Source organism: Streptomyces sp. NPDC007896, from assembly GCF_042959425.1.
Taxonomy (GTDB): Bacteria; Actinomycetota; Actinomycetes; order Streptomycetales; family Streptomycetaceae; genus Streptomyces.
Genome location: NZ_JBIBKX010000006.1, coordinates 370959 through 384032 on the forward strand (window position 1 = coordinate 370959; position 13074 = coordinate 384032).

Below are 13074 nucleotides of genomic sequence, written 5' to 3' on the forward strand. Positions count from 1 at the left end.
TTGTTTTCAAACCGAGTTGGCGAAGCCGGGGTGGACGAGTCGCCTTGGGCGTGCCAGGTTGTGCCCCGAAGGCGCGGCCCGGGGACGGGACATGGCAGCACCCGCAGGACCGAACCGAGAGGAGCGGTACGCGATGACCGACCAGGTACAGCCGACACAGGGCCCGGGAACGGCCGGGCCGGGACCCGACGGAGCGGGGTTCACCTACCGGGGAGCCGAGCAGGAGCTGATCGTCGTCGCACGCCCCGAGGCCCGGCTGCGCGCCGGTGCCGAGGGCGTCCGCTCGGCGACGGGCTCGGACGTGTCGGCCCTCAACATGTTCCTCAGTGACGAACAGCTCGCCCTGGAGCCGCTGTTCGGCGGCGAGGAACGACTGCGGCAGTCCGAGGTGGCGGACGGCGGGGGCGGAAACGACCTCGCGCTCTTCTACCGGGTGCGCGGCGTCGAGAGCCGCGCCCAGGAGCTGCGTTCACGGATCGCCGCGCTGCCGGAGATCGACACGGCGTACGTGAAGCCCGGCGCCGTCCCCGCCTCGGTGGGGTCGGCCGGGCGGACCGCACAGGACTCGGCGGGCCCGGACGACGGCCGGCGGACGAAGGAAGGAGCGCCGGTCACCCCGGACTTCACCGGCCGCCAGGGCTATCTGCGGCCGGCGCCCGAGGGCATCGACGCCCACTGGGCCTGGCAGCGGCCGGGCGGTACGGGCCAGGGCGTGACGGTGATCGATGTGGAGGGGGCGTGGCAGCTGGGCCACGAGGACCTGGCCGCGAAGCTCGCGGGCGTGGTCGTCGGCACCCCGCTGACGGACCTCGCCTGGCGCAACCACGGCACCGCCGTCATCGGGGTGATCGGCGGCGACCGCGACGAGCGCGGGATCACCGGCATCGCGCCGGACGCGGTGACCGCGGCCGCGTCCTTCCAGGGCATGGGCACGGCGGCCGCGATCCACGCGGCGGCCGAACGGCTGGGCCCCGGTGACATCATCCTGGTCGAACTGCACGCCCCAGGGCCGCGGTTCGACTTCGAGGAGCGCGACGACCAGCAGGGTTACATCCCGATCGAGTGGTGGCCCGACAACTTCGCGGCCATCCGGTACGCGACCGCCAAGGGGGTGCTCGTCGTGGCGGCCGCGGGCAACGGCGCCGAGTCGCTCGACGACGCGGTGTACGAGCGGCGCCCCGCCGAGTTCCCCGCGTGGTGGCGCAACCCCTTCAACGCCGCCAACCCGTCCTCCGGCGCGGTGCTGGTCGGCGCGGGCGCACCGCCGCCCGGCACGCACGGCCGCGACCACGGCCCGGACCGCTCCCGCCTCGCCTTCTCCAACTACGGGGCGCGGGTGGACGCACAGGGCTGGGGGCGCGAGGTCACGACCACCGGCGGCTTCTGGGACCGGCCCGGCGATCTGCAGGGCGGTGCCGAGGAGATCGGCTGGTACACGGACACGTTCTCCGGGACCTCCTCCGCCTCCCCGGTGGTGGTCGGCGCCCTGGCCGCGCTGCAGGGCATGCTCAAGGCGGCGGCCCAGGAACCGATGTCCCCGGAGCGTGCCCGCGCGGTGCTGCGGGCCACCGGCTCCCCGCAGCAGGACGCGCCGGGCCGACCCGCCTCCCAGCGGATCGGCAACCGGCCGGACATCAAGGCGGCGGTCACCCGTCTGCTGCCGGAGGCGGTCGGCTCGGGCCAGGCCGAACGGTACTGGGACGAGCTGCTGCCGTACCCGCGCGAACTCCCGCCCAGGCTCCGGCTGTTCGTGGCCGGTGACTGGCGCAACCTCAACAACCCCTCCCCTGAGATCCGTCAGGCGGTGCACTCCGCCTTCGCGGGCGGACGGCCCGACGTACGTGTCTGGTTCTCGGAGGACGAGATCGTCGGTCTGGTGGTCACGGGCTGACGTATCCGAGGGCGTAGCCGCAAGTCAACGATTCGATGATTCACGGAAGGTGGCACCCGTATGAGCACCACCCCGCAGATGAGTCAGCAGCAAGGGCACCAGCAGGGCATCCAGCAAGGCATCCAGCTGGGGCAGCAGGGACCGAGCACGGCGCCGCCCCAGCAGTTCGGACAGCAGCAGCCCATGGCGTTCGGACCGCAGCAGCCCATGGCGTTCGGACCGCAGTTGCAGCAGCCGTTCGGGCAGCTGCAGAACCCGCAGCACCAGAACCCGCAGCAGCAGAACCCGCAGCAGCACATCCCGCTGCAGCAGATTCCGCAGCACCTCCAGCAGCAGCTCCAGCAGATGGGGCAGCAGCAGCCGTTCCAGCAGCTGCTCCAGCAGCTCGGCGGGCAGCAGCAACAGCAGCAGGCGCAGGTCCTGACGAGCGGGATCGCCCAGCACTTCTGGGACGTGGTCACCCCGCTCCCCGGCCAGCCGTCGATCCTCTACCTGTTCATCGACAACGCCTGGCGCCCCCTGGTGAACCCCAACCAGGTCACCCACGACGAGGTCCAGCAGGCCTTCGCCTACGGGCAGCAGGTCATCGGCGTCTACGACGCCAACAGCAACGCCGTGCAGGCCGTCATCGTGAACAAGTGACGCTCTGAGAACGAAGAACGAAAGGGCGCCGGGCGGTACGACCGCCCGGCGCCCCACACGTACGAGAGGAACTACAGGGCCACGCCCAGGAGGGCGTCCACGGCGCGCGAGACGACGCCGGGGGCGCCCTCGTCCGTACCGCCCGTCTCACGCTGGAGCGCCGCCCAGCGGTCGACCGCGGCGAGCGCGGCCGGTGCGTCCAGGTCGTTCGCGAGGGCCTCGCGGATCTCCTCGACCAGCGCCTCGGCGGACGGCCCGTCGGGACGCGACACCGCCGCCCGCCAGTTCTCCAGACGGGCGACCGCGTCCGCGAGGACGGTGTCCGTCCACTCCCAGTCGGCGCGGTAGTGGTGCGCGAGGAGGGCGAGGCGGATGGCGGCGGGGTCGACGCCGTCGCGCCGGAGCTTCGACACGAAGACGAGGTTGCCCCTGGACTTCGACATCTTCTCGCCGTCGAGGGCGACCATGCCGGCGTGCACGTACGCCTTGGCCATCGGGAACTCGCCGGTGAGCACCTGGGCGTGCGAGGCGCCCATCTCGTGGTGCGGGAAGGCGAGGTCGGAGCCGCCACCCTGGACGTCGAAGCCCATCCCGAGGTGGTCGAGGGCGATGGCGACGCACTCGATGTGCCAGCCGGGCCTGCCGCGGCCGAGCGAGCCCCCGTCCCAGCTGGGCTCCCCCTCCCGCGCCGCCATCCAGAGCATCGGGTCGAGCGGGTTCTTCTTGCCCGGACGGTCCGGGTCGCCGCCCCGCTCGGCGGAGAGCAGGCGCATGGCGGCGGCGTCCAGGTTGGACACCTTGCCGAAGTGGGGGTCGGACTCGACGGAGAAGTAGACGTCCCCTTCGAGTTCGTACGCCGCGCCCGCGTCCCGCAGCCGCTCGACGAGCGGCACGATGCCGGGTATCGCCTCGACGGCGCCTATGTAGTGCCGCGGCGGCAGCATCCGCAGGGCGGTCATGTCCTCACGGAAGAGGGCGGTCTCCTTCTCGGCGAGTCCCACCCAGTCGACGCCGTCGCGCTCCGCCCGCTCCAGGAGCGGGTCGTCGACGTCGGTCACGTTCTGGACGTAGTGAACCTGCCGCTTGGTGTCGAGCCACACGCGCTGAACGAGGTCGAACGCGTTGTAGGTCGCCGCGTGACCCATGTGGGTCGCGTCGTACGGCGTGATGCCGCAGACGTAGATACGGGCGACGGGACCGGGGTCGAGTGTGACGAGGCCGCCGGTCGCGGTGTCGTGGATCTGGAGGTCGCGGCCCTCACCAGGCAGGGCGGGGACCTCAGAAGCGGGCCAGGCATGCATGTCATGAGCCTAACCGGACGGAACTTGCGTATACGAACCGGACCAGCCCTGATGACGCGGAAGACCCTCTTGCGCAACGCCCGAGGGTGTGCGTCACCCGGTCCTTCGGGGGTGAGGCCGCCGTACGACGGCACAACCCACCGCCCAGGGCCACCCGCCGAGGCAGCGGGTCTCGCGGCCGCCGGCCGTGGCTACGGGCGCGCACCACCGAAACCGGCGCCCCACGTCCCACACGTGTGCCACACCACACCCACGGCTGCCGCCCCCAACGACGCGGACACCGCGAGCTCGGCCCGGTCGGCGTACCCGGTGCGAGGTGAGCCCGGCCCTCGGACGGTCGAAGGGGTTCACACCGGTGGCCAGGGGATCGCCGGCCACTCCCCGCTCGGCTCCGGGTGTTTCCCCGAGGCGAGCATCGCCTCCACGCGCGCGCGTGTGGCGTCGATCTCGGCGGTGGTGATGAGTTCGGCCAACCGGGTGGCGAGCGGCGCGCCCGGCGCCAGGCCGTCCCGCAGGGAGGCGAGGACCTCGACCGCCTCCGGCGTCAGCGACTCCCCCGCCCAGCCCCACAGCAGCGTGCGCAGCTTGTTCTCGGCGTTGAAGGTGACCCCGTGGTCGATGCCGTACAACCGCCCCTCACCGGCGGGCAGCAGATGCCCGCCCTTGCGGTCGGCGTTGTTGATCACGGCGTCGAGCACGGCGAGCCGTCGCAGCCGGACGTCGTCAGCGTGCACGAGCAGCGCCGTCTCCCCCTCACCGACCTCGGCGAAGCCGATCGCCTTCCAGCCCGCCTCGGGCTCCTCGGCCTCCACCAGGGCCAGCAGCCCGTCCCCGTCGGCCTCGGGCAGGGCCTCGATCCACAGCTGGCACATGCCCTCGCCGTAGGGCCCGTCGCGCAGCACGGTGGTGGGTACCAGACCCCAGCCCGTGGCTTCGGAGACCTCGTACGCGGCCACCTCACGCTGGGCGAGGGTCCCGTCGGGGAAGTCCCACAGGGGCCGCTCCCCGGCGACCGGCTTGTAGACGCAGGTTGCGTCCCGGCCCTCGTACGAAACGGAGCAGTACAGCACCGCGTTCGAGGCCTCACGGATCCGTCCGCGCACCTTCAGCTCGCCCAGGGCGAGCAGCTCGGCCGTGGTCACGCTCCGCGGCGGTATCCGTTCTGGCGCGGACATACGTGTCCTTCCGGGTCGAGCGGGAGGCTGCACAGCGGGCAGGGCGGCCGGCCCGCGTTGACGACATCGAGGGCGCGCTTGGCGAAGGCCCTGGCCTGCGCGCCGGTGAGCCGGACGCGGAGCATCGGCGGACCGTTCTCCTCGTCCTGAAGCAACCTTTCCTCGGCCTCGGCGAGGTCCTCGTCGGTGTCGGCGTCGAGTTCCACGAGGGCCTGCGCCTCGACGATCATGCGCTGTTCGTCACCGTCCCAGGCCAGCGCCATCGTGCCGACCCGGAACTCCTCCTCCACCGGGGTGTCGAGAGGAGCGGTGTCGGACACCTCGGTGGGGGCCACGGCCGGGACGGGTGCGCTGCCGCCGGTGCGCCGTACGACCTCGTCGAGGAGCTCGTCCATACGTTCGGCGAGCGCCGCGACCTGGGTCTTCTCCAGGGCGACGCTGGTCACCCGGGGGCCTGAGGAGGCCTGCAGGAAGAAGGTACGGCGCCCGGGCAACCCGACCGTACCGGCCACGAAACGGTCCGGGGGGTCGTAGAGGAACACCTGACGGGACACGTCCTGTCTCCATTGGAATCGGCATGTGGACCGGCTGACTGCCTGGGCCCTCATCGGCTGCTGACAACTTGCTGACAACTACTGCGCTGCTTCGACCGCTTCACCCTACTGCGGCCGACGATCACGGTGCGCCCGCACCGCCCCCGACCGGGGCGTCGCCGCTGGGGGGCTCCTCGCGCGGCGCCAGGGAGGCGAGGTCGCCGGTGTCCCCGAGGCGCACAAGGAAGGGACGCAGTCGTGTGTAACGGATCGCGGTGATGGAACACGGTTCTACAGAGATCCGCTGGAAGAGGTCGAGATGAAGTCCGAGTGCGTCCGCGACGAGGGACTTGATGATGTCGCCGTGCGAGCACATGACGTAGAGCGCGTCGCCGCCGTGGTCGCGCTCCACGCGCGCGTTCCACTCGCGCACCGCTTCGGCCGCCCGCGTCTGCATGGCCCGCATCGATTCTCCGCCGGGGAACGCGGCCGCGGACGGATGCGCCTGTACGACCTCCATCAACGGCTCGTCCCTCAGCTCGGCGAGCTTGCGGCCGGACCAGTCTCCGTAGTGCGCCTCACCGATCCGCTCGTCGGTGTGCACGCGCAGCTCGGGGCGGGCGTCGAGCAGCGGCTGCACGGTCTCCTGGCAGCGCTGCAGGGGGCTGGTGACGACTTCGGAGATCGGCAGCGCGGCGAGCCGGCCGGGCAGCGCCGCGGCCTGCTGGGCGCCACGCTCGTCGAGGGCGACGCCGGGTGTCCAGCCGGCGAGCAGCCCAGCGGTGTTGGCGGTCGAACGTCCGTGCCGTACGAGAATCAGGGTGGGCATGCGGCCCAGCGTAAACGGGTGGCTCGGGGCCCCGGAGGGGCCTGTGGACAACGGCGGCCGGAGTGCGGTGGCGGCCGGGCGACGGAAGAATACCCTCCGTGATCGTCGACTGCGCCATCTACCACCACGGGCGCCGGACGGAGGGCCCCGAGGACCTCTCCGACGCCCTGGATCTGGCACGCGCCGAGGGCGACGCGTTCATCTGGATCGGGCTGTACGAGCCGACGGAGCAGGAGTTCGACCTCGTCACCGAGGAGTTCAGGCTGCACCCGCTGGCGGTCGAGGACGCCCTCAAGGCGCATCAGCGGCCCAAGCTGGAGATGTTCGACGATTCGCTGTTCGTGGTCCTGAAGCCGGTCGCGTACGAGGCGGAGAGCGATGTCGTCACCACCGGCGAGGTGATGGTGTTCATCGGGGACTCCTTCGTGGTGACCGTCCGGCACGGGGAGTGCTCGCCTCTCGCGCGGGTGCGCCGCCGGCTGGAGGAGGACCCCGAGATGCTGCAGCACGGGCCGACGGCGGTGCTCTACTCGATCGCCGACGCGACGGTCGACCACTACCTGGAGGTGGCGACCGAGCTCCAGACGGACCTGGAGAAGCTGGAGGCGGAGGTCTTCTCGCCGAGTGGCGGCGGTTCGCGGCACACCGCGTCCAAGATCTACACGTTCAAGCGGCAGATCCTGGAGTTCCGGCGGGCGACGGGCCCGTTGACCGTTCCGCTGACCCGGCTCTCGGGCTCGGGCACCGCCGGCGCCCCGGTGCCGTTCGTGAACGAGAAGGCGCAGCCCTTCTTCCGTGACGTCAACGACCATCTGGCCCGTGTGAACGAGTCGGTGGAGAGCCTGGACCGGCTGGTCTCGGACATCCTCTCGGCGCATCTCGCGCAGATGAGCGTGCGCCAGAACGACGACATGCGGAAGATCTCGGCGTGGGCGGCCATGGCCGCGGTCCCCACGATGATCGCCGGCATCTACGGCATGAACTTCGACCACATGCCCGAGCTGCACTGGCTCTGGTCGTACCCGGCGGTGATCCTGGCGATGGCGGCGCTGGAATTCCTGCTGTACCACCTCTTCAAGCGGCGGGGCTGGCTGTGACCGGCGTGCGACCAGGTGTGCGACACGCGGAGGGTTCGCGACCGCGGGTCACACCACCTCCGGTGCGGGCGTCGCGGGGCCGCCCAGGGCGTCACGGTGTTCCGGCATCTTCAGGGAGACCATGCGGCGCCAGCCCGCGGCGCGCTCGTAGGCGTAGAGGGTGTAAATGGCCGCGGTGAGCGTCGCCGCCCTGGCCCTCGACCAGCCGAGGATGCGACCCATGTGGGCCATCACGGCGAGACTGACGTCCCGGTAGACGCGGATCTCGGCGAGCGCGTACGCGCGCAGCGTCCGTTGGATGGCGCGGCCGTGTCCGTCGGACGCGAGGCGGAGCAGCTCCTCGTGGCAATAGGCGAGGTGCCTGTCCTCGTCCTCGGAGATCATCCGGACCGCGCGACCGATGTCGGGATGGTCGGCGAAGTGGCGGCGCAGCAGCCTCATCTGCTCGGAGGCACGCTGTTCGGTGACCCTGCTGTGGGCGAGGTAGGTGACGATGTCTCGTACGGTGAGTGGCTGTTCGCTCTTCAGCCTGTCGTGCGCGAGGCCGATTCCGTGCCGTTCCAGGAGCATCGTGTAGTCGGTGTCGGCCGGGACCTCGACCGGTGCCAGGCCGCGCTTGTTCATCAGGGCGTGGAAGATCCGCCCGTGCTTGTCCTCGTCGGCGCCGTGCCGGGTGATCTTCGGGGCGAGTTCGCGTGCGCTCTGCGGGACGAGGGCGGCGATACGGGCGTTCTCCCAGCCGCCCTGCGACTCCCCGCCGGCGGCTATGGAGCAGAAGAGCCGGAACGACTCGTCGTTGTCGAGGATCTCCTGGAACAGACTCTTGGCCGAAAGCATCGATGACACCTTTCTGCAGGGTCCGCAGAAAACGAGTCAAATGGGATGCCGGGGGCCCGGCAACCGATGTGTCGGACAAATGCGCCGAACGAAGGATGACGGGACGGGCCCGGGCGCGTAACCCAGGGCACGCCCGCGCGTTGTTCTCCATGACGGCCGTGGCGGGGAAGACCCCCCGAGCCCCCACCACGGCCGCAGAACTTCTTCCGTCCCTCCGGGGAAGGATTCCGGCGCGTTACGCCAGACCGGCCCGCTCCAGCGCGTCCGAACCGGCGCGGAGCGAGGCGATCCGGTCCTCCAGCGTGAAGCCGGCGGGCGACAGCGTGAGGGTGGTGACGCCCGCCTCCGCGTAGGCCTTCATCCGGTCGGCGATGCGGTCCACGGAGCCGAGCAGGGTGGTCTGGTCGATCAGCGCGTGCGGAACGGCGGCGGCCGCGCCGTCCTTGTCGCCGGACAGGTACTTGTCCTGGATCTCGGCGGCCTCCTTCTCGTACCCCATGCGCTGGGCGAGCTGGTTGTAGAAGTTCTGCTTGCGGCTGCCCATGCCGCCGACGTACAGCGCGGTGTAGGGGCGGAACATGTCGGCGAGCGCCGTCACGTCCTTGTCGGCACCGACGGCGAGCGGCAGCGTCGGACAGACGTCGAAGCCCTCCATGGTCTTGCCGGCCTTCTCGCGGCCCGCGCGCAGATGGCGGAGCGCGGTGTCCTCGAGGTGCTCGGCCGAGGGGAAGATCAGCAGGGCGCCGTCGGCGATCTCGCCGGTCTGCTCCAGGTTCTTCGGGCCGATCGCGGCGATGTACAGCGGGATGTGCTCGCGCTGCGGGTGCACCGTCAGCTTGATCGGCTTGCCGGGACCGTCCGGCAGCGGCAGCGTCCAGTGCTCACCCTCGTACGACAGCCGCTCGCGGGTCATCGCCTTGCGTACGATCTCGACGTACTCGCGGGTGCGGGCCAGCGGCTTGTCGAACTTGACGCCGTACCAGCCCTCGGAGACCTGCGGCCCGGAGACACCGAGGCCGAGGCGGAAGCGCCCGCCGGAGAGCGAGTCGAGCGTCGCGGCGGTCATCGCGGTCATCGCGGGCTGACGGGCCGGGATCTGGAAGATCGCCGAACCGACGTCGATGCGCTCGGTCTTGGCGGCGACCCAGGCGAGCACGGTGGCCGCGTCCGAGCCGTAGGCCTCGGCGGCCCAGCACACCGCGTATCCCAGTCGGTCGGCCTCCTGGGCGACGGCGAGATTGTCCGCGTCCATTCCGCCGCCCCAGTAGCCGAGGTTGATCCCGAGCTGCATGGCCGATCCCCTTACCGATCAGTAACGTCCCTTGTGCCGGAGACCCTAGCGCGCTGGTGGGCGCGGCGGCAGGAACGGGTTCAGGTCTGATCATCCAGGTTGTCCACAGGGCCCCCACGAGGCGAGTTCTGGCCAGTAATCTCGGCGTCCATGGAGCAGAGGCATCTCGGCCGTACCGGCCTGCGTGTGTCCCGGATCGGACTCGGCACCCTCACATGGGGGCGGGACACCGACGAGCACGACGCCGCGGAGCTGTTGAAGGTGTTCTGGGAAGCGGGCGGGAACCTCGTCGACACCGCGGACGTGTACGGGGACGGGGAGTCGGAGTATCTGCTCGGACAGCTCATAGAAGGGCTCGTGCCACGTCGCGACCTGGTCATTTCCACGAAGGCGGGCAGTGTGCCCGACCCGGACCGGCGGTTCGACGGCTCGCGCGGGCATCTCCTGTCGGCACTCGACGCCTCGCTCCAGCGCCTCGGCACGGACTACGTGGATCTGTGGCACGTCCACGCCTTCGACCCGGACACCCCGCTGGACGAGACCCTCCAAGCGCTCGACCTCGCGGTCAGCAGCGGTCGCGCGCGGTACGCGGGGGTGTCCAACTTCTGCGGCTGGCAGCTCGCCAAGGCGGCGACCTGGCAGCTGGCGGCGCCCGGGACACGGACGCGGATCGCGAGTACGCAGATGGAGTACTCCCTGCTCCAGCGCGGCGTGGAGCGGGAGGTGCTGCCCGCGGCGCTCGACCTGGGCGTGGGCCTGCTGCCGTCCTCCCCGCTCGGGCGGGGTGTGCTCACCGGGAAGTACCGGGGCGGCACACCCTCGGACTCCCGGGGCGGCTCGGAGCACCTCGCGCCGTTCGTCGCGCCGTACCTGGACGACACGGCGAGCGGCATCGTGGACGCGGTGACGACGGCGGCGGACGGCCTCGCGGTCACGCCGTTGCAGGTCGCCCTCGCCTGGGTCCGCGACCGGCCGGGTGTCGCCGCCCCGATCGTCGGCGCGCGCAACGCGCAGCAGCTCACGGCCGCGTTGTCAGTGGAGAGCCTTAGTCTTCCTGACGAGATCTGCCGGGCGCTCGACGACGTGTCGGCACCGGTGCACCACTATCCCGATCACGACTGGAGCACGCTGTGAGCACGGAGCCCGAGACCACGGAGGAAGCGGAGCCGGGGACGCCGGGCGCGGGAGCGACCGCCGACCCGCCGACCGCGGACACGGACGCCGGCACGGCCACGGACGCGGGCGCCACGCCCTCCGAGGGCGAGGAGACCACGGTCGAGGGCGGCGCGGAATCCGAAGGCGCGGCGGACGCCACCAAACTGTCCGAGGCAGAGGCCGAGTTGGCGGCGCAGCGGCTGGAGCGGGAGCGGATCGAGCGGCGGAAGGCCCAGAAGCAGGGGCCGATCACGGCCGGGGCCAAGCTCAGCGGGACGGCCGCCGATCTGCTCGCGGCGGTGCGGGCCGTGGAAAGCGGCGAGAAGCCCGTGGCCACCGCCTTCCGTGAGCCCGAGCCGACGCCACGCAGAGCGGTCGCCCCAGAGCCCGTGCAGCGCCCGCAACCGGTGGCCGCCCCTGCCGAGACCTCGGCGGCCCTCGCACCGGAAGCCGTCGCCGCCGTACGCGCCGTACTGGGCGAAGGCGGCGCACCCGACACCCTCGCACCGGGGGCCCTCGCGGCCCTCGGCGAGGGCGCGGACGACCAGCTGCGTGAGGACCCCTGGCAGTTGCTGCGGGTCGCCGGGGTGCGGCCCGAGCAGGCCGACGGGTTCGCCCGCGCGCTGCTCGGCGCGGAGTGCCGCCCGGACGACGAGCGGCGCGGGCGGGCGGTCACCGTATGGCTCCTCGAGCAGGCGGCCCTCGCCGGGCACACCGCCCTCGACGCCCCGGCGCTCGCCGCCGCGCTCGCCCAGCGCGCGGTGCCGGATCCGGACGCGGCCGTGCAGAGCGCCCTCGCGGAGGGCGACGCGCTGGTCTTCCAGGACGCCCTCGACACCGCTCCCCCGGCCCAGGAGGAGGGCGCCGAGGAGTCCGAGGAGCGCCCGGTCCGTGTCCTCATCGGCCTGGAGCGGTACGCGCTGGCCGAGGAGAGCCTCGCCGACGGACTGGCCCGGGTCATGAACTCCGTACCGAAGACGGACGGCTCCGCCGACGGGTGGGAGCGGGCCGCCGCGTCGGCCACCCGCTCCGCCGCGGAGCTGATCCGGGCGGTCGCGGGCCACGGCCTGGTCCTGCACACCGGCGGGCACGCGTCCCAGGCCGAGGCGGCGGCTCTGCTGCACGCCGCGCGCGGGCTCGGCCTGCGCGGCTGGGCCGCCACCCACACGCCGAGCGGCCGCGACGACTTCATGGCCCGTCCGGCGCGGCACGACCCGCTGGACGGCACCTCGGACGGCGGCCCGTCGGGCGACGCCGGGGACGGGCCGGTCACCGGAGTCACCACCGTCGCCGGACTCCTCTCGGGCGCCGAGGGCCCGGGCCGGGACACGGACGGCGCCTTCGCCCTGGACCTCCTGGTCGTCCTGGACGCACCGCAGCTGGACGTCGAGACGGCGGCGATGCTCGCCGAATCGCTGCCGGACGGCGCGCGGCTGGTGCTGAGCGGGGACCCGGGGGTGCTGTGGTCGGCGGGGCCTGGGCGGGTCTTCGCCGATCTGCTCGCCGCCCGGGTGTGCCCGCAGGTGGCCTCGCGGACGCCGGACCCCGGCCCCGTCGGGGAGCTGGTCTCCGGGGTGGGCATCGGCGAGCTCAACCAGGTCGAGGCGCCCGGCAAGGAAGTCGTGATCGTCCCCGTGCGGGACGCCGGCGAGGCGGTGCACCGGACCGTGCAGCTGGTCGCGGACTCGGTGCCGCGCGCCATCGGCATTCCGGCCGAGCAGACACAGGTGATCACCCCGGGGCACGGCGGCGCGGTCGGCACCCGCGCGCTGAACAGCGCGCTCAAGGAGCGGCTGAACCCGGGTCCCGGCCGCTTCGGCGGCTTCGACCCCGGGGACCGCGTCGCCCACTCCCCCGCTCCGGGCCGTACGGCGGTGGGGCACGTGGTGAAGGCCGACGCCGACGGGCTGCACCTGGAGTGCTCGGGTCTGCCCGTCGTCGTACCGAAGGAGCGGGTGGAGCAGTCGGTGCGGCACGGCTGGGCGCTCACGGCGCACCAGGCGGTCGGTCTGCGCTGGCCCGCCGCGGTCGTGGTGCTCCCCGGTGACGCAGCGGCGGCCCTGACCAGGCCCTGGGTCTACACGGCCTTCGGCCGGGCCGAGCGCCATCTGTCCGTGGTCCACGGGGTGGAGCAGGCCCTGCAGCGGGCGGTGGCCGAGGTCCCGCAGAAGCCGCGCACCACGCGCCTGACCGCCCTGCTCAAGGCACAGGTCCCGGCGGCGGGCTGAGCCTGCGCCCAGGGACACGGCTCCCGTACGCGGGAAGGTGGCGGCCACCGGGCTTCCGGTGACCGCCACCTTCCTGTGCCGCGGTGCTCAGCTCT

At 72.2% G+C, this 13074-nt stretch carries 11 protein-coding genes; 5 read left to right on the top strand and 6 right to left on the bottom strand.

What is annotated here, in order from left to right; genetic code table 11:
* Positions 1–133 precede the first annotated feature (133 nt).
* The gene (locus ACFZDJ_RS21865) at positions 134–1891 is read left to right on the top strand and encodes a S8 family serine peptidase (RefSeq protein ID WP_391060842.1); all 1758 of its coding nucleotides are present in this window, start codon (positions 134–136) and stop codon (positions 1889–1891) included.
* Between the two features lie 60 nt (positions 1892–1951).
* Entirely contained in the window at positions 1952–2533 is a 582-nt protein-coding gene (locus tag ACFZDJ_RS21870; RefSeq protein WP_391060844.1) for a hypothetical protein, read from the top strand.
* Positions 2534–2604: 71 nt separating this feature from the next.
* On the opposite strand, the gene mshC is transcribed toward ACFZDJ_RS21870, so the two are convergent.
* The 4 genes from mshC to ACFZDJ_RS21890 form a co-directional block, all read right to left on the bottom strand.
* Complete coding sequence (mshC, locus tag ACFZDJ_RS21875; protein ID WP_390934079.1) at positions 2605–3834, bottom strand: cysteine--1-D-myo-inosityl 2-amino-2-deoxy-alpha-D-glucopyranoside ligase; 1230 nt, start codon at positions 3832–3834, stop codon at positions 2605–2607.
* Between the two features lie 347 nt (positions 3835–4181).
* Complete coding sequence (locus ACFZDJ_RS21880) at positions 4182–5009, bottom strand: SCO1664 family protein (RefSeq protein ID WP_391060846.1); 828 nt, start codon at positions 5007–5009, stop codon at positions 4182–4184.
* A complete protein-coding gene (locus tag ACFZDJ_RS21885; RefSeq protein WP_101406078.1) occupies positions 4973–5563 on the bottom strand; it encodes a DUF3090 domain-containing protein in 591 nt (196 codons plus the stop codon). The genes ACFZDJ_RS21880 and ACFZDJ_RS21885 overlap by 37 nt, the downstream gene beginning before the upstream one ends.
* A 121-nt stretch (positions 5564–5684) precedes the next feature.
* A complete protein-coding gene (locus ACFZDJ_RS21890) occupies positions 5685–6371 on the bottom strand; it encodes a histidine phosphatase family protein (RefSeq protein WP_384906309.1) in 687 nt (228 codons plus the stop codon).
* 98 nt (positions 6372–6469) lie between these two features.
* Between ACFZDJ_RS21890 and corA the strand changes: the two genes are divergently transcribed.
* Complete coding sequence (gene corA / locus ACFZDJ_RS21895; RefSeq protein WP_168507576.1) at positions 6470–7468, top strand: magnesium/cobalt transporter CorA; 999 nt, start codon at positions 6470–6472, stop codon at positions 7466–7468.
* A 48-nt stretch (positions 7469–7516) separates the two neighbouring features.
* Here corA and ACFZDJ_RS21900 read toward each other — a convergent pair whose 3' ends face one another.
* Together ACFZDJ_RS21900 and ACFZDJ_RS21905 are read right to left on the bottom strand one after the other, a co-directional pair.
* Positions 7517–8305: a ferritin-like domain-containing protein gene (locus ACFZDJ_RS21900; protein WP_391060848.1), complete on the bottom strand. Its 789-nt coding sequence runs from the start codon at positions 8303–8305 to the stop codon at positions 7517–7519.
* A gap of 235 nt (positions 8306–8540) precedes the next feature.
* The gene (locus ACFZDJ_RS21905; protein WP_384906312.1) at positions 8541–9596 is read right to left on the bottom strand and encodes an LLM class F420-dependent oxidoreductase; all 1056 of its coding nucleotides are present in this window, start codon (positions 9594–9596) and stop codon (positions 8541–8543) included.
* 150 nt (positions 9597–9746) lie between these two features.
* On the opposite strand from ACFZDJ_RS21905, the gene ACFZDJ_RS21910 reads away from it, so the two are divergent.
* Together ACFZDJ_RS21910 and ACFZDJ_RS21915 are read left to right on the top strand one after the other, a co-directional pair.
* Positions 9747–10730, top strand: coding sequence for an aldo/keto reductase (locus ACFZDJ_RS21910; RefSeq protein WP_168507582.1), 984 nt, complete (start codon positions 9747–9749; stop codon positions 10728–10730).
* Positions 10727–12979, top strand: coding sequence for a helix-hairpin-helix domain-containing protein (locus ACFZDJ_RS21915; RefSeq protein ID WP_391060850.1), 2253 nt, complete (start codon positions 10727–10729; stop codon positions 12977–12979). Before ACFZDJ_RS21910 ends, ACFZDJ_RS21915 begins: the two co-directional genes overlap by 4 nt.
* The last annotated feature ends 95 nt before the right edge of the window (positions 12980–13074 follow it).

What these genes read in the sequence shown, in the direction of transcription:
- ACFZDJ_RS21890 (WP_384906309.1), bottom strand. Translation starts at nt 6,371, where the DNA reads ATGCCCACCCTGATTCTCGTACGGCACGGACGTTCGACCGCCAACACC.
- ACFZDJ_RS21870 (WP_391060844.1), top strand. Translation starts at nt 1,952, where the DNA reads ATGAGCACCACCCCGCAGATGAGTCAGCAGCAAGGGCACCAGCAGGGC.
- ACFZDJ_RS21900 (WP_391060848.1), bottom strand. Translation starts at nt 8,305, where the DNA reads ATGCTTTCGGCCAAGAGTCTGTTCCAGGAGATCCTCGACAACGACGAG.
- ACFZDJ_RS21905 (WP_384906312.1), bottom strand. Translation starts at nt 9,596, where the DNA reads ATGCAGCTCGGGATCAACCTCGGCTACTGGGGCGGCGGAATGGACGCG.
- ACFZDJ_RS21880 (WP_391060846.1), bottom strand. Translation starts at nt 5,009, where the DNA reads ATGTCCGCGCCAGAACGGATACCGCCGCGGAGCGTGACCACGGCCGAG.
- ACFZDJ_RS21910 (WP_168507582.1), top strand. Translation starts at nt 9,747, where the DNA reads ATGGAGCAGAGGCATCTCGGCCGTACCGGCCTGCGTGTGTCCCGGATC.
- ACFZDJ_RS21865 (WP_391060842.1), top strand. Translation starts at nt 134, where the DNA reads ATGACCGACCAGGTACAGCCGACACAGGGCCCGGGAACGGCCGGGCCG.
- mshC (WP_390934079.1), bottom strand. Translation starts at nt 3,834, where the DNA reads ATGCATGCCTGGCCCGCTTCTGAGGTCCCCGCCCTGCCTGGTGAGGGC.